Raw genomic sequence first — 22,463 nt, 5'->3', positions numbered from 1 at the left:
TACGCCGGCGACGACGAATACGTCGAACACGAGGATCTCCTCAAACACATCAGCTCGCCCGACAGCACGCGTTGACCACGTGGCCGTCGGGCAGCACCGGAACAGGCGCCTCGGAGAGCATGACGGCGCTCCGGGGGCGTCGACGTCGTCCTGATGGATCCCTAACAGACTGGCGAGGACTTCCTACGATCCCCTAACGCGGATCGTCGCACCGACCGTCCAACGGTCGCTGCGCCGCGACCGTCAGGAGATCGTGAGAATCCGAGGCGACGCCGTCTGGAGGTCGTGAGGGCCCCTCCTCCGGATCTGCGGTGCGAGCAAGAGTGGAGCCGTGACTCTCACAGCACTGCTCCCAACGCTCCGTGCATCGCTGCCTGAACCGCTGCATTCGCTGCAGTGGCCGGCGAGGACTGAAGCGACCACGGACGACGTCATCGTCAACGCCGTCTCGATGCGACGACTCGCAGAGATCGCTGGTACGCCCTGCGTGCACACAGCTGAGCAATCGAGACCGGCGTTCACACCGCCCCACTGGCAACCCCACGACGTCACGGTCGCGGTGGCCGCGGTCCTCACGGTCCGTCGCCCGCGCACCGGGACGGTGCTCCTCGAACTGGATGCCGCGCTGCCGGCATGCGCCGTCCTGGACCAGATCCGACTGATCGGTCGCGTGAGTACCGCCCCGCTCGCACCGACGTACGTCCTCACGCCGTGCCATGACGGCACCGAGGGGCCGTTCCATCTCCTGCCGGCTCCGTTGCCGAGCGATGTACGAGACGGGGATCTGCTCTGCTTCCCGTGCGCCGCGGCACTTCGGCACCACGACGTGGTCGAGCCCGTCCGCGCCGAGCTCGGAGCACCGACCACCCCCGTAACCTCATGAGCGCCCTCGTCTCAGCACTCCGCAACAAGTCACGATGCGGGGCTCACCTGTGGGGTTCGTACTCGGTCCGACCGGTGAGCCGCACGATGTGGTCGAGCCGGACGCTCACCGTGTTCCCGCCCGGTATCACCCCCGCCGAACGCCTCTTGCTGCGGACATGGCACGGATGGTTCGTCGGCGGCGCCGTGCTGGCGATCGGCATCATGGCCGCGACCGCCTCCACGAAGCCCGGCATGGCGCTCGCCATCGCCGTCTACACAGCCGGGTTCCTCGCCCTCGGCTACGCCACCCGACGCCTCCGACCGAAGCTGCGAACGGTGACGGTCACCACCTACTACGGCAACGGACGCCCAGAAACGTACGGCGATCCCCGAGCACTGGCAGTTTCGCTCGACACGCTCTGCCTCCTCGAACACGCCGCGAGGACCGGGCAGGTCCGCCCCGTTGACTTCGAAGCGGTCTGGACAGATGTCTACAACCTCATCCCGACCTCGGGAACACGGAACCGTACCCGATGACTCGCACGTTCGGCTCCCCGGTGACTATCGGGACCGTCGAGCAGGCACACCGAATCGTCGACTGAATCGAAGTTGGACCGCAAGGGTGACGGTGCCCGCGAAGAGGCAGACACCAGCAACTGCGCAGCGGCAGGTCCAAGCTGTCAATACGGCCTCGAAAGCAGGCCGGATCGCGGTGCCGTCGACCTCGTAGCGGGTCTGCGCTACTGCGGCATGTCCACGAACCGCGAGAACATCCCGTGGAACGCCACCGTGATCGTGTCCGTCGGTCCGTTACGGTGCTTCGCCACGATGAGGTCCGCCTCGCCCTGCCGCGGGTTGTCCTTCTCGTAGGCGGACTCACGGTGGAGCAGGATCACCATGTCGGCGTCCTGCTCGATCGAGCCCGATTCACGCAGGTCGGAGATCATCGGCTTCTTGTCTGCTCGCTGCTCGGGTCCACGGTTCAGCTGCGACAGCGCGATGACGGGGACCTGGAGCTCCTTCGCCATGAGCTTCAGCGCACGCGAGAACTCGGAGACCTCTTGCTGACGTGACTCGACCTTCTTGCCGGAGGTCATCAGCTGCAGGTAGTCGATGACCACGAGCTTGAGGTTGTGCTGCTGCTTGAGCCGGCGGCACTTCGCGCGGATCTCGACGAGGGTCATGTTGGGGGAGTCGTCGATGTAGAACGGGGCGTCGTTGATGCGCCCGCGAGTCTGCGCGATGGTGGTCCAGTCGCGGGAGTCGACGGTTCCCTTGCGCATGTGCTGCAGCGGAACGCTGGTCTCGGCGGAGAGCAGACGCATCGCGATCTCGGCGCGACCCATCTCGAGCGAGAAGAACGCGGCGGTCTGGTCGTGCTTGACGGCTGCTGCGCGGCAGAGGTCGAGCGCGAGCGTGGACTTCCCGAGCGCAGGTCGGGCGGCGATGATGATGAGCTGCCCCGGGTGGAAGCCGTTCGTCAGGCCGTCGAGCTGGGCGAACCCGGTCGGGACACCGGTCATCTGCCCGTCGCGACCCTTGGCGGCTTCGATCTCGTCGATGGCGGCACCGATGGCGTCGGTGAGTGGCACGTAGTCCTCGGTCTGGACGCCGCCGGCGACGTTGTAGACCTCAGCCTGGGCGCTGTTGACGAGATCGGTGACCTCGCCTTCGGACGCGTAGCCCATCTGGACGATCCGGGTGCCCGCGTCGACGAGGCGACGGAGCACGGCCTTCTCGGCGACGATGCCGGCGTAGTACCCGGCGTTCGCGGCCGTGGGCACCATGCTCGTCACGCTGTGCAGGTACTCGGCGCCACCGGCACGGGACAGCAGACCGGTCTTGGTCAGCTCGTCGGTGACGGCGATGACGTCGGTCGGCTCGCCGTGGGAGTAGAGCGACAGGATCGCGTCGAAGATGACCTCGTGCTTGGGGATGTAGAAGTCCACACCACGCGCGGTCTCGATGACGTCGGCGACGGCGTCCTTCGACAGGAGCATGCCGCCGATGGTCGACTGCTCGGCGAGGAGGTCGTGCGGCGGCGTGCGCTCCATGCCACCGCGCTCCGCGTAGTCCTGCGGTGCGGGATCAAGATGCGCGATCGACACACGGTCTCCTCTTGTTCTGCGACCTGTTCCGGATGAAACCGGTCCAGGCAGTACTACCCCGAGCGACCGACATCCCCGAGTCGCTGGGCCAAGCTACGGGTACGAAGTTATCCCCACAAAACATGCCTGTGGATAACTCTGTGGACGAATCGCGGAACACGCCGGAAGTTCGTGTGGACAACTGTGGACAATGCTGTGCAGAACCGGCAAACCGAACACACTTTCGACGGCTTGACCTGGGGTTTTCGATTCCACACTGTGTGTGGAGAAGTGGGGTTCAACGTGCAGTTGAAGGTTGACGATTTGACGTTTCCACTGTGTAAAACGACTTGACAAACGCGAGCCTGAGGACAACTTTCCCTGCTGGCTCCCAGGCACTCCCGGCGCCGCACCGGACGTAACCGGTCAGGCCAGCGCACCCGAGCCCCCAGGCCGCCGCGCAGCGGATCGGTAACCGCCCAGCGCGACCCGCCCGCCATTCGCGACACGTCGTCGGCATCATCTGCCGACCGGTCGTGACACGCCGCCCGTGCGACGTCAATCGGTCACAGATCGTCGCTTTCGGCACCGCCAGCCGCCAGAACGCGACATCTCGAGGGAAGTGAGCGGCATGTCGTGACCACTCAAGCCGCTCGCCCGACCGACCCGACCGGACCGGCCGGACCGGCCCGACCCGACCGACCCGACCGGCCCGACCCGACCGGCCGGACCGACCCGACCGGCCCGACCGGCCCGACTCGCCCGACCCGCCCTGCCGGCCACGCCGGCAAGCCGAACCGCAAGCCGAGCTCCAAGCACCGAGCGACCCGACCCACGCCCCGCCTCAGCGCTCCGCCAACTCCCCGGCCGCACTGCCCGTCCGCGTCGACGCGGTCACCAACGGCACCTGCAACGTCGACGCCAGCCCGGTCCCCAGGTGCACGAACGCCGTCCCGGGCTCGATCCGCGTGGAGATCGACGACCGGGAGATCCGGACGCCGATCAGGTCACCGGCGAGCGTGTCCTGCGGCGAGAGCAGCGCACCACGACGGTTCTTCTTGGCGTCGACCTGCCAGCCACCGAACCCGGCGGCGAGCCCGGTCGTGTTGCCACCGAGCAGCAACCCCTGCCGGTTGTCCGCAGCGGCACGGCCCCAGTCCCGCAACCACTTCGCCGCCGAGCAGTCGATCAGGAGCTCCCCGTCGTCGACGACCAGCACGGTCGGCACCCCGGAGGGCGTCAACACGGGGGACAGCTCCTCCACAGTGACGTCGTCCCCGGTGAACACCGCGCGGACGCCGGGCAGCCCGGCCAGGTCCCGGACGGCACCCTGTCGCGGCGCGAGCACCACGAGCTGCGTCCCACTCGCGAGCAGCGACCGCGCCATCGACGCGAGCATCGTCGAACGCCCGGATCGGGACGGCCCGGCGACGATGAACGTGCCGCCACCGGTGGACAGGTCGACGGTCTGCAGCTCCATGTCGTCGCCACCGATCCCGGTCACGGCGACCATCGGCGTCAGCGCAGGCGCCGATGACAGCGCGAGCGCCCCGTCGAGGTCCAGGTCCTTCGGCAGCGCGTCGACGCGGAACGGCCGCGGGGCCGGCGCGGACGGACCCTCGAACGAAGAAGCCAGAGAGACGGCCAACGCCCGGATCGCAGCCGCCTGCCCCTGTCCGGACACGTCCGGCCCGAGCGAGGCGAACTGCAGCTCGATGCCTGACTCCGCGCGGAACCCACGGCCGGCCGGGATCGACGCCGGGAGCTTCCGGTGGTTGATGCCGCCGAGCGAGTAGTCGAGCCGGTCGGTCAGGCGCAGGACGATCTTGTCGTCGGTGAGCGTCGACATCCGCGAGGACAGCAGCGTGCGGTCACCCGAGATCACGATGTGGATGCCCGCGGCCGCTCCGTCGCGGAGGAGGGACTGCACCGAGTCGGTCAGGGCACCGCCGTCGACCTCGCCCAGCGACGTCGTGAAGTTCTCCCACCGGTCGATGAGGACGAGCACGTGCGGCAGCTGCTCTCCTGGCGCGGCGAGGAGCCGCTGCTCGGTGATGTCCGAGGCACTCGCGGCGGCGATGACGTCGTGCCGACGGGCGGTCTCGCGACTGAGCCGGTCGATGAGCCGCGTCGCACGCTCGACCTGCGTGCGCTGCACGACCGCGCCGCAGTGCGGCAGCGCCTGCAGGGACGCGAGCGCGCCGTTGCCGCAGTCGATCGCGTAGAGGTGCAGGTCGGTGGAGGGGATGGAGGACGCGGCGGACGCGGCGATCGTCCGGAGCGCCAGGGACCGCCCGGATCCGGGGGCTCCGACGATGAACAGGTGGTTGAAGCGGTCGAGGTCGATCTCCGCCGCGCGCTGCTCCTGGGTGTCCGGCAGGTCCTCGGTGCCGAACGCGAAGCGGAGCGCGTCCTCGTCGGCCGTCAGTGCCCGCCCGGCTCCGACGGCCGCCGTGCCGACGGCGTCGAGCGGCAGCAGCTCGGGCAGCGGCGGCAACCACGGACTGTGGAGTGGGCCGATCCCGAGTCGCTCACGCGCCTCGCCCATCGCACCGACGAGCACCGACAGGTCGGTCGCGGCCGACGCTCGGTCGCTCCGCACGGGTCGGGCGGGCGGTGCGGTCGCGAAGTCGCGCCAGTCGAGCACACGGACGAACGGGAGGCTCGTGGCCGGGTCCTCGTCACCGGCCCACTTCCCGCCGACGCGAGCCGATTGGAACGGCACGACCGACGAGTGACCGAGGCGCGCGAACGCGCGCCCCGGCACGCTCTTCGGGATGCGTGCGGCATCTGCGACATCGATCACGTCGGTGCTCTCACCCGAGTCCGTCATCCGGAGTGCGACACGGAGGTTCGTGTTCGCGCGGATGTCCGGGCCGACGACGCCGCCCGGGCGCTGCGTGGCGAGGATGAGGTGCACGCCGAGGGACCGGCCGCGCTGGGCGATCCCGATCAGGCCGGACACGAAGTCGGGCAGCTCGGTGACCATCGCGGCGAACTCGTCGATGACGAGCACGAGCCGCGGCATCGCCTCGCCCGTGCCACCGCGTTCCAGATGCGCCTCGTGGTCCTCGATGTCCTTGGCCCCTGACGCCGCGAGGATGTGCTCGCGACGGGTGAGCTCGGCACGGAGCGACCGGAGCGCACGCTCGACGAGGTGCTGGTCGAGGTCGGTGACGAGCCCCACGGTGTGGGGCAGGTCGGACGCCACGCTGAAGGCAGCGCCACCCTTGTAGTCCACGAGCACGAAGGTCATCTGGTCCGGACGGTTGGCGAGTGCGAGCGACGCGACGAGGGTCTGCAGGAACTCGGACTTGCCCGAACCGGTCGTGCCCGCGACGAGACCGTGCGGGCCGTCCTTCACGAGGTCGAGCGCGAACGCGCCGTCGATCCCGACGCCCACGACCGCCGAGGTCGTCGCTGCGCCGCGCTGCCACCGCTCCGCGACGATCGCCCCGGACGGCTGCGGCAGGTCGACCACGTCGAGCAGTCGTGCCGCGTCGGGCACCAGGCCGTCGCCGTCGGAACCGCTCGTGTCCCGCAGCGGGGACACGGCACGGGCGACGTCGTCGTACCAGTCCTCCTCGACGCGGTCGGCGAGCACGAGCTCCACGGGCGCGGAGAGCTGCCGCCGCAGGACCAGCTCGGTCTCGGTGCGGTGGGTCACCGTGGCGACGCACTCCTCGGGGAGCTGCCACTCCTCCTCGTCGATGCACACCAGCCGGATGCCGCACGCCGGTCCGTCGCGGAGGAGTCCCACGACACCGGGCATCGCACGCAGCCGACGGGCGCCGTCGAGCACGACGACGATCTCCGGGGAGAACCGCGCGCGCATCGAGCCGTTCTTGGTCCGCTCGGCTCGGCGCTCGGCGAGCACCTGGGTCAGCTCGGCCAGCCGACGACCGATCGTCTCGCCGTCGGCACCGATCAGGGCGAGCGCGTCCTGGCCACCGGTCGGCCGCAGATGGGGGAGCCACATCGTCCATGCCCAGTCCGGCATGTGCTGCTGGGCGGTGAGCACGACGAACTGCACCTCGCGCGGGCTCTGCGTCACGGCGAGCTGTCCGAGCACCCACCGGCCGAGCTCGCGCGGCGACGACCCGGCCCCGGCGATCCCGAGCACGCCGACCTCGGCGAGCGGCACGGTGACCGGGACGCCCCTGGTGATCCGGTCCTCGTGCGTGAGGCCGTCGAGGTCGCGGTCGTCCTGCACGGTGACCGTCGAGGGCAGGTCGCCGATGCCGATCCGGACGTGCAGGTGGTCGGCATCAGAGGGTCGCCGCTCCCAGAGTCGACGCCCGGGGGTCGTCGCGACGACCCGCAGCGATCCGGCGTCGGACGACGACGACCTGCGCTCGTCCCGCTCGGCGAGTACCGCGGCGTCGATCGCCCGCTCGAGCGCCGCGACCCGCTCCCGGTGCTCTGCGGTCTGCTTGCGGTGGCTCTTCTTGCCAGTCCGTCTGGCGGTGACGGTCTGCCCGACGACCATGATCGGCGTCATCGCGGCGAACAGCAGGTAGAACGGCGAGTGGAACACCGTCGCCATGACGATGCCGAACATCGCCGGGACGAACACCATGATCCACGGGATCGCGGACCGCTGCGGCGGCACGGGGGGCTTCGGGATCCGGAACTGCGTCGTCAGGAACGGGGGCAGTAACCGGGGAGGCCGGTTGAAGTCCAGCTGTCCCGAGTCCGGCGGACGGAGCAGCATGCGGTCCACGACCTCGACCGGGCGCACCGTGAGCACGGTCGATCCGAGGCGCACGAGCGCATCGGGGACCCAGTCCACCCACTCGTCGCCGATCTCGTCCTGCTCGATCGTGACCGAACCTGATGAACCGGTTACCGGCTCGTCCACCGGTGCCTGGCGGACCGTCACGGTCCCGTCGAAGGCGATCCGAGCCTCCAGTCCGGGGTGGTCCGCAGCGTCCGCGCCGACCGTCGGCGACCCGTCGTCAGCGACGGCGATCCGGAACGTGCCCGGCGAGAGCCGGCGCGTCCGGCCGGCGTCGACCCCACCCACGACCAGCAGGTGGACGATGCCTCGTTCGACTTCGGGGCGGTGCGCGCCGCCGACGTGCAGCACAGCGCCGTCGACCAAGCCGCTCCTGGCGAAGGGGACGTCGCCGTCCGGTGCGTCCTGCGGCATCGCCGCGCCACCGGTGCGGCGAGCGAGCGCGTCGACCACACTGCGCATCGGGGTCTGGCCGGGCGCGTCGACGAGGACGTCGGAGGACTCGCCGGAGACGTCGTCGACGACGGTGACGACGACGCGCATCAGGCGTCCGCCTCCACGGCGTCCGGGAGCGCTGCGGGATCGGTCTGCGTGGTAGCCGACTGCGTTGATGCCGCAAGGGGCATGGACAGACCGACGTCCATCCACCGGATCGTCCCGAGGACGTCCGAGACGTGTGTTCCGTCGCGGCGGGCCTCGATCGTCCACCGGGCGAGCGGGTGCGGCGCGGCCGCGACACAGGCCCACCGGCCGGCGGGCCGCTCGAGGAGCCGGGCGAGTTCGCGTCCGTCCTCCCCGGACGGCACCTTCGCCACGACCAGGAGGCCCGGGGTCGCGTCCGCCGCGACGGCCGCGATCGCGTCGCGCACCGACACGGCCACACCGAGCGTCGACCCGGTGCCCACGCTGAGCACCGCGGTCCCCGTCGCCCACGGATCGGTGCGGACCTGGTCGACCACGCGGCGGAGCACCGCCTCGCGTGCGGCCTGCTCACCCCGGAGCGCGACGATCCCGCGCACGCGACGCAGGTCGACGAGGACGTTCTCGTCACCATCGGTGCCGAGGGAGACCACCGTGGCGAACTCGTTCGGCGCCGGTGCGGTCAGCGGCACGGCCTGCAGCGCCCACATCGGGGCCGACCAGGAACGACCATCGGGGGTCGCGGTCCACGGCTGCGGTGGCGCGATGGTCGGGGAGGCGAGATCGAGCCGCACGGTCGTGCCGACCAGGATGCGGACCGCGCCGGGGAAGACGACCCCGGCGGCCGCGCACGAGGCGTCCACCGCGCGGAGGACCCGGTCGATGCCCCACGGCGCCGCCGGGTCACGGCGCACCTGGTCGGCCCACGCGAGCGCGTCGGTCGCGGTGCGCCGACGGACGGCGACGATCGTCGGGATCACGAAGGCCAGGGTCCCGAGGAACAGCACGACCGACATCGTCAGGAGCAGGTGCGACTCGGGGTGGGCGAAGGACCAGGTCACGCGGCTCCTCCGAGCTCGGCCAGACGGCGTTCGAGGGTGGTCGGTTCGGCTCCGGGGACGTCGGTCCAGCGGAACGTGGTCATGATCGCGTCGAAGAGCGAGACGAGCGCGTCGGTGAGCTGACCGTCGGCGTCGGGCAGGCTGATCGCGGAGAAGGACATCACGACCCACCGGCCGGGCCGGTGCGGCACCGGGATCGTGTACACGACCTGGCGGTCGTCGACGACGGGGAGGTCCTGGCCGAGACCCGGGAGTTCCGTACCGGGGTCCGCGCGCCGGATGGTGGTGTCGGTCCGGGCCGCGATGCCGCCGTCCACCTCGCGGATGCCGGGGTCGTCCTGGTCCCGACGGTCGGGCAGGGCGTCGGCGAGGATCTGCGCGATCACCTGCTCAGGGGCCTCGTCGGACTCGTCGTCCACCTCGGTCTCGATGACGGACACCGGGGGCGTGAAGCCGTCGACGGGCTGCACGGGCAGGTACACCGCCGTCGCGCCGTTGTCGCCGGCCTCGACCACGGTCGCGGTCAGGCGCTTCCGCATCTCCTGTCGCAGCGGTTCGGCACGGTCGCGGGGCAGGTCGTCCGGGAGCGCGTTGGCGATCACCTGCCGGACGATCGTCCCGAGTTCCTCGCGGTGGGCCACGTCCGCGGGGAGTCGCGCCCACCCAGGCGGGACGACCATGAAGAAGGAGGCGGTCGGTTCGGTCATGCGGCCACCTCGTTGCGGATCGCGGCGAGCAGGTCGACGACCTCGGGTCCGAACACCGGCACGACGTCGAGGTCCCTGGTGCGCCAGAGGACGCGGGTGTCGACGGCGGGGCCGTCCCCGCCGCCTTCCCGCCGGACCGCGCACACCGTCGCCCAGATCGCGCCGTCGTCGTCGAGGTCGTACCGGGTGACGACCGGCCCCTCACCCCCGACGTGCTCGGGGAGTTCGTCGACCGCGGGCTGCTCCACTGGCAGGCCGCCCTCCGCACCGGCGAGTTGGAGGAGGCCACGGGTGTCCTGCAGGTCCTCGGTGTCGGCGATCCCGACCGAGACCACGACGGGGAGCGGCCACCGGTTCGGGACACCGAGGCCCGCGACGAGCCGGTCCCCGCCGTCGAGCGAGGCGCGGAACTCGAGCAGGGTGTCGAGCGCCGTCTGCGGGTCGACCTCCCGGCCGTCGTCGAAGATCCGCTGCTCGCCCTCGGCCTCGCGGTCCACGTGCACGATCGCCGCGAACAGCCGGAGCACCTCGGCGCGCCACTTCGGGGTGACGTCGGCGACGTCCGGTATGACGAGCCACTGCGGGGACTCGACATCGATGCTCGACGTGACGGCCGGTGCTGCTGTGGTCATGGCGCTGCTCTCAGACGGCGATCGGGTGCTTGATCGCGTTCCAGTCGTCGGTCCACGGGCGCTTCTTGTCCGCGCCGTCGCCGATCGGGTTGATGACGAGCCCGGCGATGGAGTAGTTCTTGCCCCACACGGCCATCCCGCCGTTGACGTAGGTGTGCCACTTCGGGGCGTTCCCGACCAGCGTGCCGAGTCCGTTGGCGCCGCCGAACTTGCCGAGGTCGTTCCGCAGTAGCTGGAAGTCGACGCCGCCGATCCGTTCCGCCCAGCTCGTGAACCCCTGCCGGGTGAACCGATCGGCACCGAACTGTTTCGAGATCGTGGCCCAGTCGTTCTTGATCGTCGTACCGACCTTCGGGATGTTCCACCAGTTCGGGTTGTCCTTGAACTTGCCGGCGAAGTCGTCCAGCCTGTTCAGCCCGTTCGTCCGGACCTCGTTGCCCAGCTGGTTGGCGTACCGCACCTTCGTCGCCGACCCGGCGCTCGTCCAGTCCTTGATGGCGGCGTCCCGGATCTTCGAGATCTTCCCGAGGTCGACCTTCGTGGCGTTCTGGATCGCGGTCTTGCCGGCGGTGACGCCCTTGCCGACCGCGATGGAGGTGGCCTTCGTGATGCCGGCACCGACCCCGAGCGTGACCACGCCGACGACCGCCATGACGAGGTCGAAGACGTTCCCCTCGCCGAGCGCGGTCAACCCGATCTGCGCGACGAGGCTGACCCCGGCCGCGACGGCGCCCATGATGGCCAGCACACCGACGCCGGGGATCAGGATCGCCAGAGCGGCCAGGGCGATGCCGATGTACGTGAAGATCTTGACGATCAACTTCAGCAGCTTCGAGAAGAACGCCTTGATCTTGTCGCCGAGGGTGTCGTGCAGGCCGTCGTCCCATGCCGCGCGGATCGTCGACGCCGCCGCCTTGCCCGCACCGTCGAGTGCCGACAACGCGTTCCGCAGCTTGGTCTTCGCCGCGTCCATCGCGTCGTTCGCCCTGGTCGTCGCCGCGTGCTTCGCGTCGACCTGCCCCTGCTCGTCGTCGGTGAGCGGGGGAGCATCGTCGGCGCGGTTCTCGGAGGGGTCCGGCATCGCCGACGCACTCGCACCCGACTGCTGCGCGGTCTCCGCGTCACGCAGTGCGGCTGCCGACTCGCTGAGCCCCTGCTCGAGCGACGGCAGGTACCCCGTCAGGGCATCCCGGATCGCGTCGTACCGGCCGGACATCTTCTGCAGGGACTCGGCGACCTCCTTGCTCTTCTTCCGGACGGCGTCGGCGGTCTCGCCCTTGAACTTGCTGTCGTCGCCGTCGCCGATGCTCTTGAGGACCGCCGCCTCGGAGGTGATCTCCGACGCCATGTCCTTGTAGTACGTGATGAGCTGCTGCATCACACCGGTGTCCGCGATCACCGGGTCGGTGGACTCGCCGAGCAGGCCCCAGTTGCCCTCGCGCACCGGCATCAGGCGTTCCCTGCGTCCGTCGTCTCGGTGGTGAGCTTCTCGCTGAGGTCGTGCTCGAGGTCGGTCCAGTTCTGGGTGACCTTCTGCATCTTGTCCCGCAGGTCGGCGATGGCGCCCTTCATCTTGTTGCGGTGGATCTTCCAGTCGCCGGAGAAGTCGTTCATGGCCTTGTACACGTCGTGCTGGCCGTAGACCTGGTCGAGCGCGCGGTCGTCGGACTTCTGGTGCTCCAGCTCGTCCGAGATGTGCTGCAGCTTGGTGGTCGAGTCCTCGAGGACTTCCTTCGTGATGATGAGGTCTGCCATGACTGCTCCTGGTCGGTGAACGGGATCGGAACCGGATCGGCCCCGGTGCTCGTCGTCGTGACGAGGACCGGGACCGATTCGCGGTCGCTACTTGATGGCGTTCGCGAGTTCCTGGTCGGTCTGCTGCAGCGCCTCGGCCGCCTTGTTCAGGTACATCGACATGCCCTCGAGGCCCTCGATCGTCTTCGTCGCACCGTCGTTGAACTCCTGGTACGAGCTCCCGAAGGCAACCGACGACTGGTCCGTGACGTAGCCACCCGAGATCAACGAGTCCACCAACGACTTCAGCTCACGCAGCTTCGAGGTGATGTCCTGCTCACCGTTCACGAGTCGGGTCGCGGCGTCCTGCATCTCGCCGTAGGTCACGTTCAAGTTGGGCATTGCCTGCTCCTGTCGTTCGTCTGCACCCCCGATCGAGGGACAGGTGAGAGGTTATTTCACGATGAAACCGGTTGTCGGGGTACGTTTCCCGACGTGTTGCGGAATGCACTTCTTCACACGATTGTGCAGATTTCAGTACATCGGCGGCGTCGCACGGTCGATGCCGAGCGGTATTCGTATGTCACCCGTTATGAAATTCCGGGCTGTTCGGCGTGTCGGGACGCGCCGAGCGGACGTCCAGTCCTCCGAAAGGAGGACTCAGAAGCCGTGCACCAGCGCGCCGGACGCCTCCTTGTAGCCGGGGACCCGCTCCTGGTCGGAGCCCCACCCGGTCGGTTTGATGCCCTGGCCGTAGATGAACGTGTTCGTCCAGCTGGCGACGACACGGCCGCCGGCGACGTACTTGTGCCACGCGGGGAGCGCGGCGATGTCCACGCCGTAGTCGCGCTGCAGAGCGACCTTCATCGCGTCCATCTCGATCTGCCGGTCGACGCTGAAGAGCCGGTCCGCGCGCCAGTTGCCCTTCGACAGGACGTCGGCGATCTTGCCCTTGTCCTCGGCCCACAGGGTCTTGTTCGGGTGCCACCAGTTCGGCTTCTCCTTGAAGCCGCCGAGGACGTTCTTCATCGTCGTGTCGACGCGCAGGTCGGTCAGGCGGTTGATCTGCCGGTCGATGGTGCCCACGGTGCGCGCGGCGTTGGGGTCGTTCAGCGCGTTCTTGACGTTGTACGACCGGACGTCCTGGAGCTTCTTGATCTTGTCGAGGTTCATCTTCTCGAACCCCTTCATGCCCTTCGCGAGCCCGGCGGTCTTCGCCACGGAGGCCGCCTTCGTGACGATGCCACCGACCCCGACGAGCACGAGTCCCACGGCCGAGGTGATCACGTCGAGCCATGAGCCCTCGCCCATGCCGGCGAGGGCGATGTTCGCCACCAGGGTCACCGACGCTGCGACGGCGGCCATGAAGGTGAGCATGCCGACGCCCGGGATGAGGATCGCGAGCGCGGCGAGGGCGATGCCGATGTACGTGAAGATCTTGACGATCAGCTTCAGCAGCTTCGAGAAGAACGCCTTGCTCTTGTCGCCGAGGGTGTCGTGCAGGCCGTCGTCCCACGCAGCCCGGATCGTCGACGCCGCCGCCTTGCCCGCGGCGTTGATCCCGTCAACCGCCCGACGCAGCCGGGCGACAGCGGCATCAGCGCCCTCCTGTGCACGGCTCGATGCGGCGTGCTTCGCGTCGATCGCCCCCTGCTCGTCGGCCGTCAGCGGGGGAGCGTTCTCCGCGCGCCCCTGCGAGGGGTCCGGCATCGCTCCAGCCCGAGTCCCGGCCGCGGAGGCGTCCTCGGCGTCGCGGAGTGCGGCCGCCGACTCCGTGAGTGCTTCCTCCAGCGACGGCACGTACCCGGTCAGGGCGTCGCGGATCGCCTCGTAGCGTCCGGCCATCTTGTGCAGGGACGCGGCGACCTCCTTGCTCTTCGAGCGCACCGCGTCAGCGGACTCGCCCTTGAACCGGGTCGTGTCGCCGTCGCCGATACGCTGCAGCACCGCGGCCTCCGAGGTGATCTCCTCGGCCATCGTCGTGTAGTACGCGACGAGCTCGTGGACCACGGGCACATCGGCCACGACCGGGTCCGACGACTCGTGCAGCAGTTCCCAGTTGCCGGCGCGGGCGGGCATCAGGCGTCGCTCGCGTCGGTCGACTCGGTGGTGCGCTCGTCGTGCAGGTCCTGCTCGAGGACGGCGCTGGAGATGATGAGGTCAGCCATGGGGTGCTCCCGATCGGTGAGGTGGACGCGAACGGCGCTCGGGGCCCGACCGGTTCGGCAGGGCCCCGGGCGATCCGACTACTTGATGGCGTTCGCGAGTTCCTGGTCGGTCTGCTGCAGCGCCTCGGCCGCCTTGTTCAGGTACATCGACATGCCCTCGAGGCCCTCGATCGTCTTCGTCGCACCGTCGTTGAACTCCTGGTACGAGCTCCCGAAGGCAACCGACGACTGGTCCGTGACGTAGCCACCCGAGATCAACGAGTCCACCAGCGACTTCAGCTCACGCAGCTTCGAGGTGATGTCCTGCTCACCGTTCACGAGTCGGGTCGCGGCGTCCTGCATCTCGCCGTACGTGACGTTCAAGTTGGGCATTGCGTGCTCCTTGTTCGCGGTTTCCGGTCGCCCCCGGATCGGAGGCCGCAATGACGCTAACCGGCCGCGCACCCCCGAACGGGGGTGTTGGTGAGTTGTTCACCGCAATTTCGACGGGGTGACCAGCGGGAACGACGAAAGGCGGGCCTCCCGGAGGAGACCCGCCTTTCAACGGAACAGACGCTGCCTTACTTGGCGGCGACGACCTTCAGCGAGATCGTCGCGACGATGTCCTCGCGCAGACGGACGGTGGCCTCGTGGTCACCGGTGGTCTTGATGGTCGCGGGGACCTCGACCTTGCGCTTGTCGAGCGAGCCGACGCCCTGGGCCTCGACGGCCGCGGCGACGTCCGCCGGACGCACGGAGCCGAAGAGACGGCCGTCCTGGCCGGCCTTGACGGTCAGCTGGATGGTGGCGTTCTCGAGCTTCATCTTGAGGTCCTGGGCCTCTTCGATGGTGGCGAGCTCGCGAGCGGCACGGCCGGCGCGGATCGACTCGACCTGCTTCTCGCCGCCCTTGGACCACGCGACGGCGAAGCCCTGGGGGATGAGGTAGTTGCGGGCGTAGCCGTTCTTGACGTCGACGACGTCACCGGCGGAACCGAGGCCGGAGACCTCGTGGGTGAGGATGAGCTTCGACATGTGTCGACCTCCGATCAGCGGCCGGAGCCGGCGTAGGGGAGGAGCGCCATCTCACGGGCGTTCTTCACGGCACGGGCAATGAGGCGCTGCTCCTGGACGGAGACGCCGGTGATGCGACGGGCGCGGATCTTCCCACGCTCCGAGATGAACTTGCGAAGGGTCGCAACGTCCTTGTAGTCGATGACACCGACCTTGATGGACTTCGCGGGAGCGGCGTTCTTGCCGCCCTTGCCGCGAGGCTTGCGGCGGTCGCCGCTGCTCTTTCCAGCCATTGTGTTTTTCCTTAGGGAGAAGTTTGTCTACCGTGTGATCGCGAGGATCAGAACGGGGTCTCGTCGTCGTAGGTGCCACCGGGGGTCGACCAGACGTCGTTCCCCTGCTGACCACCCTGCTGGCCGCCCTGCGGGGACCACGGTGCGTCGGACTGGCCACCACCGGAAGCGTTGCCGCCGCCGTTGTTGTTCCAGTTCCCGCCGTTGCCACCGGCCGGGGCACCGCCGCCGACCTGTCCACGGCCGCCGCCGCCACCCGTTGCACGGGTGACCTGCGCGGTCGCGTAGCGGAGCGACGGGCCGATCTCGTCGACCTCGAGTTCGATGCTCGTACGCTGCTGGCCCTCTCGGTCCTGGTACGAGCGCTGACGGAGACGACCCTGCGCGATGACGCGCGAGCCCTTCGTCAGCGACCCCGCGACGTGCTCGGCGAATTCGCGCCACACGCTCGCACGGAGGAACAGCGCTTCGCCGTCCTTCCACTCGTTCGCCTGACGGTCGAACGTGCGAGGGGTGGATGCGATGGTGAAGTTCGCCACAGCGAGCCCGTTCTGCGTGTAGCGCAGCTCGGGGTCAGCAGTGAGGTTCCCCACCACCGTGATGACGGTTTCGCCGGCCATCGGTTACTCGGCGCTCGCGGTCGCGGCGGCCGGGGCGGCGGCAGCGTTCGCTGCCTTGCGGGCGGCACGGGCCTCGTCGCGCTGCTTCTGCGCGGCGACCTGTGCGATGCCCTCTTCGGCGCGGAGGACCTTCGTGCGGAGCACGGCCTCGGAGAGACCGAGCTGGCGGTCCAGCTCCTTGGCGGCCTCGGGCGAGGACGTGAAGTTGACGACGGCGTAGATGCCCTCGGTCTTCTTGGCGATCTCGTAGGCCAGGCGACGACGGCCCCAGACGTCCACGTTGTCGACGGTTCCACCGTCGTTGCGGATCACGGCGAGGAACTTGTCCAGGCTGGGAGCGACGGTGCGCTCATCGATCTCGGGGTCGAGGATCGCCATCAGTTCGTACTGGTGCATGCGGAACCCACCTCCTTTGGTCTCGAACGGCTCCGGGCGGTTCCCGGAACAGGAGGGTTGATGCATGTGCGCCGGATCCGCAGGTGCGGTCGGCACAACCCCGCAAGCTTAGCGGACGGCCTGGAGGCGCGCCACCGTTCCGCCGGATCGGTGCGAGCCGATCAGGCGGTGGCGTCCCGGGCGGCCCACCAGTCGCGCAGGCGCGCTTCGGCTGCCTCGGCGCCGAGGGGACCCTCGTCCATCCGCGCCTCGAGCAGGAAGCGGTACGCCTCACCGACGGCACGCCCCGGCGGGATGTCGAGGATGCGCATGATGTCGTCGCCGGTCAGGTCGGGACGGATCGAGTCGAGTTCCTCCTGCTTGGAGAGGACCTCGATGCGGTCCTCGAGGTCGTCGTACGCGAACGCCAGGCGATCGGCCTTCCGCCGGTTCCTCGTGGTGACGTCGGAGCGGGTGAGTTCGTGCAGCCGCTCGAGCTGGGGTCCGGCGTCGCGGACGTAGCGGCGCACGGCGGAGTCCGTCCACGCGCCGTCGGTGTACCCGAAGAAGCGCAGGTGCAGCTCGATCAGGCGGGCGACGGCGGCGATGGTGTCGTTGTCGAACCGGAGCGCACGGAGTCGTTTCTTCGCGAGCTTCGACCCGACCAGGTCGTGGTGGTGGAAGCTCACGGCGCCGCCGGGTTCGAGCTTCCGCGTCGCGGGCTTGCCGATGTCGTGCAGGAGCGCCGCCAGCCGCAGGACCGTGTCCGGTGCTTCCCCCGCGTGCCGCTCGGCCTCGTACCCGATCGCCTGGGTCAGGACGGTGAGCGAGTGCTCGTAGACGTCCTTGTGGTGGTGGTGCTCGTCGATCTCCAAGCGCATCGCCGGCAGCTCCGGCAGGAACCGCTCGGCGAGCCCGGTGTCGACGAGGAGCCGGATGCCCGGGACGGGGTCGTCCGTGTTCAGCAGCTTGACGAGCTCGTCCCGGACGCGTTCGGCGGAGACGATCTCGATCGAGTCGGCGAGGGACTCCATCGCGTCCCGGACGTCGTCCGACACCGTGAACCCGAGCTGCGAGGTGAAGCGTGCGGCGCGCATCATCCGCAGCGGGTCGTCCCGGAACGAGGTCTCGGCCATCTGGGGCGTGCGGAGCCGCTCGGCGAGCAGGTCCTCGACACCGCCGTGCACGTCGACGAGCTCCCGCGCCGGCAGCCGGAGCGCCATCGCGTTCACCGTGAAGTCGCGACGGAGCAGGTCGTCCTCGATGGTGTCGCCGAACGCCACCTCCGGCTTCCGGGTCTCACCGTCGTAGACGTCGCTGCGGTAGGTCGTGATCTCGACCTGTTCGCCCTCGACCCTGGCCGCGATCGTGCCGAACTGGCGCCCGACGTCCCACGTCGCACCCGCGATGGGTTCGACGATCGCCAGGACCTGGTCGGGGAGGGCGTCCGTCGTGAAGTCCAGGTCGGTCACCGGGCGACCGAGGAAGGCGTCGCGGACCGGCCCGCCGACGAGCGCGAGTTCGTGCCCGGCGTCCGCGAAGGCGCGGGCGAGGACGGCGACGGGCGCGGTGGCGGCGAGTGCGTCGAGTCGTTCGACGGCCTGGGCTACGGACTGCATGACGTCCTCGATCATCCCAGATCGTCGCTGCCGGTTGTCCACCACCCTGGCGCGCACGCGAGGCTCTCATGGTCGCGCCTCATACACTCGTCCGAGGTCCGAACCGATCCCGGGCCATCTCGCATGCACATTCTCCGCACCTCGCTCGCCGCCGCCGCGTCCGCCCTGGTCGCCCTCGGCCTCGTCGTCACGCCCACCGCCGTGACCGCCGCACAGGCGACGACCGCCCCCACGGCGAAGACCCACCTGGCGCACCCGGCCGCCACCGACGCGGGCAAGGCGACGATCGACATCGTCCCCGCCGACCGGGGCGTGCTGCAGCCCGACCAGGACCTCAGGCTCTCGCTGACGGTGACCAACGACACCGACTCCGACCTGCCGGCCGGCAGTGCAGAACTCGACATCTTCCGGCAGTACGCGGGCACGCGGGACGTGCTCAGCGACTGGCTCGCTGACACCAGCACGACCGGTTACCTCGGGGCCCCGATGGACTCCGTCGACGTGCCGGAGGTCCCCGCGCACCGCTCGGTCACCCTGGACGACGTCACGATCGTCTCCGGCAACGTCGCGCTCGGCGGGTACTCCTCCTTCGGCGCCAGGCGCATCGCGGCCGACTACACGGCGGGTTCCACGAGCGCCGTCGCCCGCTCCGCGATCACCTGGTACCCGGACTACGAACAGACCCCGGTCGGTGTCTCGGTCGCGATGCCGATCACGATGCCCGCGAACCCCGACGGCCTGATCTCCGGCAAGGACCTCGCGAGCGCCACCAGCGTCGACGGCACGCTCACCCAGCAGCTGAACGCCGCGCAGGACCACAACGTCGCGCTCGGCATCGACCCGAGGATCATCGCGTCGATCCGGATCCTCGGCGAGAACGCCCCGTCGTCCGCGACGGCGTGGCTGCAGCGACTCGAGCGGATGCGCAACGAGACCTTCGCGCTCTCCTACGCGGACGCCGACGTCACGGGCCTCCGTCAGGCGGGCTCCTCCGGCATCCTCGCCCCGATCTCGCTCGACCAGTCGATCGACCCCGACGACTTCCCCGGTGCCAGCACCCCGACCCCGACGCCGAGCGCGACGCCGGGCAGCACCGGGACCCCGACCCCGAGCGCCACCCCCGACTCGAACCCCACGAACGACCCCGCCGCCGGCGAAGCGGACGCCGGGACGACCCTGCCGACCACCGCGTCCCTCCTCGACTTCCCGTACTCGATGTCGGCGATCTCGTGGCCGGCGGAGGGCACCGTCGCAACCGACGACATCGACGCGCTCGCGGACGCCGGTACCAAGTCGACGATCGTCTCGAGCGGGAACACCTCCGCCGGCGCGAACACGTCACTGAGCGCCTCCGAGAAGATCGGCGACGACCAGGTCCTCGTGTCCGACGGCGGCATGTCGAAGCTGCTCCGCGACGCCGCCACCGCGACCACGCAGCGCGAGTGGTCGAGTGCCATGAGCAAGCTCACCGCGACACTCGCCACCGTGTCACGCCAGGGCGGCACGAACGGACCGGTCCTGCTCACGCTCGGCCGCGACTGGCCGACGGACTCCAGCCGCCTGAGCCAGGCACTCGACGCCCTCGAGCGCACCGCGTGGGTCTCGCCCGCCGACCTGTCCACGGCCGCCGCGACGACTCCCGGGTCCCTGACGCTCACGAGTTCCCCGAACAGCGACGCCCGTCTCGACCAGCTCCGCCGGCTCGTGCAGTCCGAACGGAACCTCACCGACTTCGCGTCCGCGATCGAGAACCCCGCAGACCTGACCGCTCCGGCGCGACTCGAGACCCTCGCAGCGGCGTCCAACGCCTTCCGCGCGGACGACGAGGCGTTCACCAAAGCCGTCGACACCCGCGTGACGCAGTCCGCCAAGACGGTCTCCAGCGTCGGGATCCTCGACGGCAGCAGCATCACCCTGCTCGGCGACCGGTCGTCCCTGCCCATCTCCATCCGGAACCGTTCCGAGTTCCCGGTCACGGTGTTCCTCACCGTCCAGCCCTCGAACTCGTTCCTGCGCATCGAGAAGAACGCGGTCAAGGTCACCGTGCAGCCGGACTCCTCCAGCCGCGTGACGTTCCCCGTCCAGTCCGTCGCCAACGGCAAGGTCGAGCTCACGATGTCGCTCACCAGCGCCACCGGCGTCCGCATCGCCGATCCCGCCACCGTCGAGATCAACGTGCAGGCGCAGTGGGAGACGTTCATCACGGCGGCAGCGGCCATCGCCGTCATCGCGATCTTCGGCCTGGGGATCTACCGCAACGTCCGTCGCCGGCTGCGCCGACGCCGGAACGGGGAGCCGGAAGAGGTCGAGGAGGACCCGAACCGTCCGCTCGAGGTGCAGCCGCCGGCACCGGGGGAGACCCAGCCAGGAGGCCCGTCCGCCGCCACCGGGTCCGCTGCGGCCGTGCCCATGGCCGGTTCCACCGCCACGCTCACCGACCGCGACCCCGAGGAGCCGACCATCAGCGCCACCCAACCCCAGCCCGCCGTCGACGCCGAGCCCGTCGCGGAGCGGAGCCTCGGGCGGGCGAGCGCCATGCTCGCGGCGGGGACGATGGCGTCGCGCATCCTGGGGTTCGCGAAGACGTTCGTGCTCGCGTTCGCCATCGGGCAGACCCACTCGCCTGCTGCTGACGCGTTCGCGGTCTCCAACCAGATCCCGAACAACATCTACGCCCTCGTCGCTGGCGGCCTGCTCTCGGCCGTGCTCATCCCGCAGATCGTGCGGGCGATGAAGCAGAACACCGACGGCGGCGCCGCGTACGTCAACAAGATCGTGACGCTCGGCGCGTCCGTCTTCCTCGTGATCACGGTCGTCGCCACGGTGCTCGCCCCGCTGCTCGTCCGGCTGTACGCGGCACAGGCGACCGACGGCAAGGGGTTCTCCGCTGCCCAGACCGATCTGGCCGTCGCGCTCGCGTTCTGGTGCCTCCCGCAGATCCTCTTCTACGCGCTGTACTCGCTGCTCGGTGAGGTGCTCAACGCGAAGCAGTTCTTCGGTCCGTTCACGTGGGCGCCGCTCATCAACAACGTCATCGCGATCGCCGGACTCATCGTGTTCATCGCGCTCTTCGGTGGCCGCGCCGAGAACTCCGGCGTCGACACGTGGACCCCGCTGAAGATCGCCGTCCTGGCCGGCAGCGCGTCCCTCGGGGTGCTGGCGCAGGCCGCGTTCCTGCCGCTGTTCTGGCGCCGCGCCGGTCTCCGCTTCCGGCCGGACTTCAAGTGGCGGGGCGTCGGCCTCAAGTCCACCGGGACCGCTGCGGGATGGCTCTTCGCGATGATCCTCGTGACGCAACTCGCCGGCATCGTGCAGTCGCGGGTCGGATCGTTGGGCACCGGGAGCGCCGGCAACGCCGTGCTCCAGAACGCGTGGCTCCTCTTCATGCTCCCGCACTCGATCATCACCGTGTCGATCGCGACCGCCTACTTCACCAGGATGAGCCACGACGCTGAACGCGGCGACCTCGCGGCCGTCCGTCGGAACCTCTCGCTGTCGCTCCGGATCGTCGGACTCTTCACCGTGTTCGCGACCGTCGCACTGATCGTCGTCGCCGTCCCGTTCGGCCGGATGTTCGCGCCCGACTTCGAAGGCGCGCTGTCCGTCGGAGCGGTGCTCGTCGCCTACATGCCGGGACTCGTCCTCTTCAGCATGCTCTTCATCATCCAGCGGGTCTTCTGGGCGATGCACGACCACCGGACGCCGTTCCTCATGCAGCTCGTGCAGTCGGGGCTGTTCGTGATCGGTGCCCTCGCCGTGACCACCCTGCCGAACACCGCGATCGGCGTGGGTGTCGCGGCGTGCACGACGCTCGCCGGGACCGCCCAGACCATCGTCGCGCTGGTGCTCGTGCGCCGACGCCTGCACGGCATCGAGGGTGCGAACGTCACCCGGTCGCACGTGCAGTTCGTCATCGCCGCACTCATCGCCGGGGTCGCAGGACTCCTCGTCGCGAACTTCTTCGGCACGTTCTCGGCCGACGGGTTCGCGATGGCCGACTTCACGAGCGCACTCATCACCGTGGCGCTCAGTGGTGCGGTGATGGTGATCGTGTACTTCGTCGCACTCGTCGTCGCGAAGAACGGCGAGATCCGCGGCGCCGTGGACATCCTGAGGGCCCGCCTGGGCCGCTGACCGTTCCCGGGTGCTGCGG

The 22,463-nt window shown here is 69.5% G+C and carries 18 protein-coding genes; 3 read left to right on the top strand and 15 right to left on the bottom strand.

Annotated features, from left to right (window positions below; translation table 11 throughout):
• The first annotated feature begins 331 nt into the window (after positions 1-331).
• Together ACEN9V_RS11955 and ACEN9V_RS11950 are read left to right on the top strand one after the other, a co-directional pair.
• Entirely contained in the window at positions 332-883 is a 552-nt protein-coding gene (locus tag ACEN9V_RS11955) for a hypothetical protein (RefSeq protein WP_413600483.1), read from the top strand.
• Positions 880-1,401 carry a DUF6611 family protein gene (locus ACEN9V_RS11950; protein WP_413600482.1) on the top strand — a complete coding sequence of 174 codons (522 nt, stop codon included), beginning with the start codon at positions 880-882 and terminating at the stop codon, positions 1,399-1,401. The genes ACEN9V_RS11955 and ACEN9V_RS11950 overlap by 4 nt, the downstream gene beginning before the upstream one ends.
• Before the next feature lie 203 nt (positions 1,402-1,604).
• Here ACEN9V_RS11950 and dnaB read toward each other — a convergent pair whose 3' ends face one another.
• The 15 genes from dnaB to ACEN9V_RS11875 all read right to left on the bottom strand — a co-directional run bounded on the left by dnaB (position 1,605) and on the right by ACEN9V_RS11875 (position 18,310).
• On the bottom strand, positions 1,605-2,972 hold the full coding sequence (gene dnaB, locus ACEN9V_RS11945) for a replicative DNA helicase (RefSeq protein ID WP_281266276.1): 1,368 nt from the start codon (positions 2,970-2,972) through the stop codon (positions 1,605-1,607).
• Between the two features lie 823 nt (positions 2,973-3,795).
• Positions 3,796-8,232 carry an FtsK/SpoIIIE domain-containing protein gene (locus ACEN9V_RS11940; RefSeq protein ID WP_413600481.1) on the bottom strand — a complete coding sequence of 1,479 codons (4,437 nt, stop codon included), beginning with the start codon at positions 8,230-8,232 and terminating at the stop codon, positions 3,796-3,798.
• On the bottom strand, positions 8,232-9,170 hold the full coding sequence (locus ACEN9V_RS11935; RefSeq protein WP_413600480.1) for a hypothetical protein: 939 nt from the start codon (positions 9,168-9,170) through the stop codon (positions 8,232-8,234). Before ACEN9V_RS11935 ends, ACEN9V_RS11940 begins: the two co-directional genes overlap by 1 nt.
• The gene (locus ACEN9V_RS11930) at positions 9,167-9,877 is read right to left on the bottom strand and encodes a hypothetical protein (RefSeq protein ID WP_413600479.1); all 711 of its coding nucleotides are present in this window, start codon (positions 9,875-9,877) and stop codon (positions 9,167-9,169) included. The genes ACEN9V_RS11935 and ACEN9V_RS11930 overlap by 4 nt, the downstream gene beginning before the upstream one ends.
• Positions 9,874-10,509, bottom strand: a complete 636-nt coding sequence (locus ACEN9V_RS11925; RefSeq protein WP_413600478.1) for a hypothetical protein — start codon at positions 10,507-10,509, stop codon at positions 9,874-9,876. Before ACEN9V_RS11925 ends, ACEN9V_RS11930 begins: the two co-directional genes overlap by 4 nt.
• A gap of 10 nt (positions 10,510-10,519) precedes the next feature.
• Entirely contained in the window at positions 10,520-11,959 is a 1,440-nt protein-coding gene (locus ACEN9V_RS11920; RefSeq protein WP_413600477.1) for a hypothetical protein, read from the bottom strand.
• A complete protein-coding gene (locus tag ACEN9V_RS11915) occupies positions 11,959-12,264 on the bottom strand; it encodes a hypothetical protein (protein WP_402727534.1) in 306 nt (101 codons plus the stop codon). Before ACEN9V_RS11915 ends, ACEN9V_RS11920 begins: the two co-directional genes overlap by 1 nt.
• Before the next feature lie 87 nt (positions 12,265-12,351).
• Positions 12,352-12,645 (bottom strand): WXG100 family type VII secretion target, encoded by a 294-nt coding sequence (locus tag ACEN9V_RS11910; RefSeq protein ID WP_126889958.1) that lies wholly within the window; start codon positions 12,643-12,645, stop codon positions 12,352-12,354.
• Positions 12,646-12,903: 258 nt separating this feature from the next.
• A complete protein-coding gene (locus ACEN9V_RS11905) occupies positions 12,904-14,322 on the bottom strand; it encodes a hypothetical protein (protein ID WP_413600476.1) in 1,419 nt (472 codons plus the stop codon).
• Between the two features lie 167 nt (positions 14,323-14,489).
• On the bottom strand, positions 14,490-14,783 hold the full coding sequence (locus ACEN9V_RS11900; RefSeq protein ID WP_126889958.1) for a WXG100 family type VII secretion target: 294 nt from the start codon (positions 14,781-14,783) through the stop codon (positions 14,490-14,492).
• Between the two features lie 188 nt (positions 14,784-14,971).
• Complete coding sequence (gene rplI, locus ACEN9V_RS11895) at positions 14,972-15,424, bottom strand: 50S ribosomal protein L9 (RefSeq protein WP_281266284.1); 453 nt, start codon at positions 15,422-15,424, stop codon at positions 14,972-14,974.
• 14 nt (positions 15,425-15,438) lie between these two features.
• Positions 15,439-15,696 (bottom strand): 30S ribosomal protein S18, encoded by a 258-nt coding sequence (gene rpsR / locus ACEN9V_RS11890; RefSeq protein ID WP_071278496.1) that lies wholly within the window; start codon positions 15,694-15,696, stop codon positions 15,439-15,441.
• A gap of 47 nt (positions 15,697-15,743) precedes the next feature.
• Positions 15,744-16,316, bottom strand: a complete 573-nt coding sequence (locus ACEN9V_RS11885; protein ID WP_402727536.1) for a single-stranded DNA-binding protein — start codon at positions 16,314-16,316, stop codon at positions 15,744-15,746.
• A gap of 3 nt (positions 16,317-16,319) precedes the next feature.
• Positions 16,320-16,712, bottom strand: a complete 393-nt coding sequence (gene rpsF / locus ACEN9V_RS11880; RefSeq protein ID WP_281266286.1) for a 30S ribosomal protein S6 — start codon at positions 16,710-16,712, stop codon at positions 16,320-16,322.
• Positions 16,713-16,873: 161 nt separating this feature from the next.
• Positions 16,874-18,310: a CCA tRNA nucleotidyltransferase gene (locus ACEN9V_RS11875; protein ID WP_413603057.1), complete on the bottom strand. Its 1,437-nt coding sequence runs from the start codon at positions 18,308-18,310 to the stop codon at positions 16,874-16,876.
• A 123-nt stretch (positions 18,311-18,433) separates the two neighbouring features.
• Here ACEN9V_RS11875 and ACEN9V_RS11870 point away from each other — a divergent pair, with 123 nt between their 5' ends.
• The gene (locus tag ACEN9V_RS11870) at positions 18,434-22,444 is read left to right on the top strand and encodes a DUF6049 family protein (protein WP_413600475.1); all 4,011 of its coding nucleotides are present in this window, start codon (positions 18,434-18,436) and stop codon (positions 22,442-22,444) included.
• The last annotated feature ends 19 nt before the right edge of the window (positions 22,445-22,463 follow it).

It is taken from the genome of Curtobacterium sp. Curtsp57, from assembly GCF_047324335.1.
In the GTDB taxonomy this organism is placed as follows: domain Bacteria; phylum Actinomycetota; class Actinomycetes; order Actinomycetales; family Microbacteriaceae; genus Curtobacterium.
Note: the sequence above shows the minus strand (reverse complement) of the source record. Positions and strands in the feature narration are given on the sequence as shown.

Bases quoted from the DNA above. Each gene is read 5' to 3' on its own strand.
- ACEN9V_RS11950 (WP_413600482.1), top strand. From the start codon at position 880: ATGAGCGCCCTCGTCTCAGCACTCCGCAACAAGTCACGATGCGGGGCT.
- ACEN9V_RS11940 (WP_413600481.1), bottom strand. From the start codon at position 8,232: ATGCGCGTCGTCGTCACCGTCGTCGACGACGTCTCCGGCGAGTCCTCC.
- ACEN9V_RS11930 (WP_413600479.1), bottom strand. From the start codon at position 9,877: ATGACCGAACCGACCGCCTCCTTCTTCATGGTCGTCCCGCCTGGGTGG.
- ACEN9V_RS11925 (WP_413600478.1), bottom strand. From the start codon at position 10,509: ATGACCACAGCAGCACCGGCCGTCACGTCGAGCATCGATGTCGAGTCC.
- ACEN9V_RS11920 (WP_413600477.1), bottom strand. From the start codon at position 11,959: ATGCCGGTGCGCGAGGGCAACTGGGGCCTGCTCGGCGAGTCCACCGAC.
- ACEN9V_RS11915 (WP_402727534.1), bottom strand. From the start codon at position 12,264: ATGGCAGACCTCATCATCACGAAGGAAGTCCTCGAGGACTCGACCACC.
- ACEN9V_RS11910 (WP_126889958.1), bottom strand. From the start codon at position 12,645: ATGCCCAACTTGAACGTGACCTACGGCGAGATGCAGGACGCCGCGACC.
- ACEN9V_RS11905 (WP_413600476.1), bottom strand. From the start codon at position 14,322: ATGCCCGCCCGCGCCGGCAACTGGGAACTGCTGCACGAGTCGTCGGAC.
- ACEN9V_RS11900 (WP_126889958.1), bottom strand. From the start codon at position 14,783: ATGCCCAACTTGAACGTCACGTACGGCGAGATGCAGGACGCCGCGACC.
- rplI (WP_281266284.1), bottom strand. From the start codon at position 15,424: ATGTCGAAGCTCATCCTCACCCACGAGGTCTCCGGCCTCGGTTCCGCC.
- rpsR (WP_071278496.1), bottom strand. From the start codon at position 15,696: ATGGCTGGAAAGAGCAGCGGCGACCGCCGCAAGCCTCGCGGCAAGGGC.
- ACEN9V_RS11885 (WP_402727536.1), bottom strand. From the start codon at position 16,316: ATGGCCGGCGAAACCGTCATCACGGTGGTGGGGAACCTCACTGCTGAC.
- rpsF (WP_281266286.1), bottom strand. From the start codon at position 16,712: ATGCACCAGTACGAACTGATGGCGATCCTCGACCCCGAGATCGATGAG.
- ACEN9V_RS11875 (WP_413603057.1), bottom strand. From the start codon at position 18,310: ATGCAGTCCGTAGCCCAGGCCGTCGAACGACTCGACGCACTCGCCGCC.
- ACEN9V_RS11870 (WP_413600475.1), top strand. From the start codon at position 18,434: ATGCACATTCTCCGCACCTCGCTCGCCGCCGCCGCGTCCGCCCTGGTC.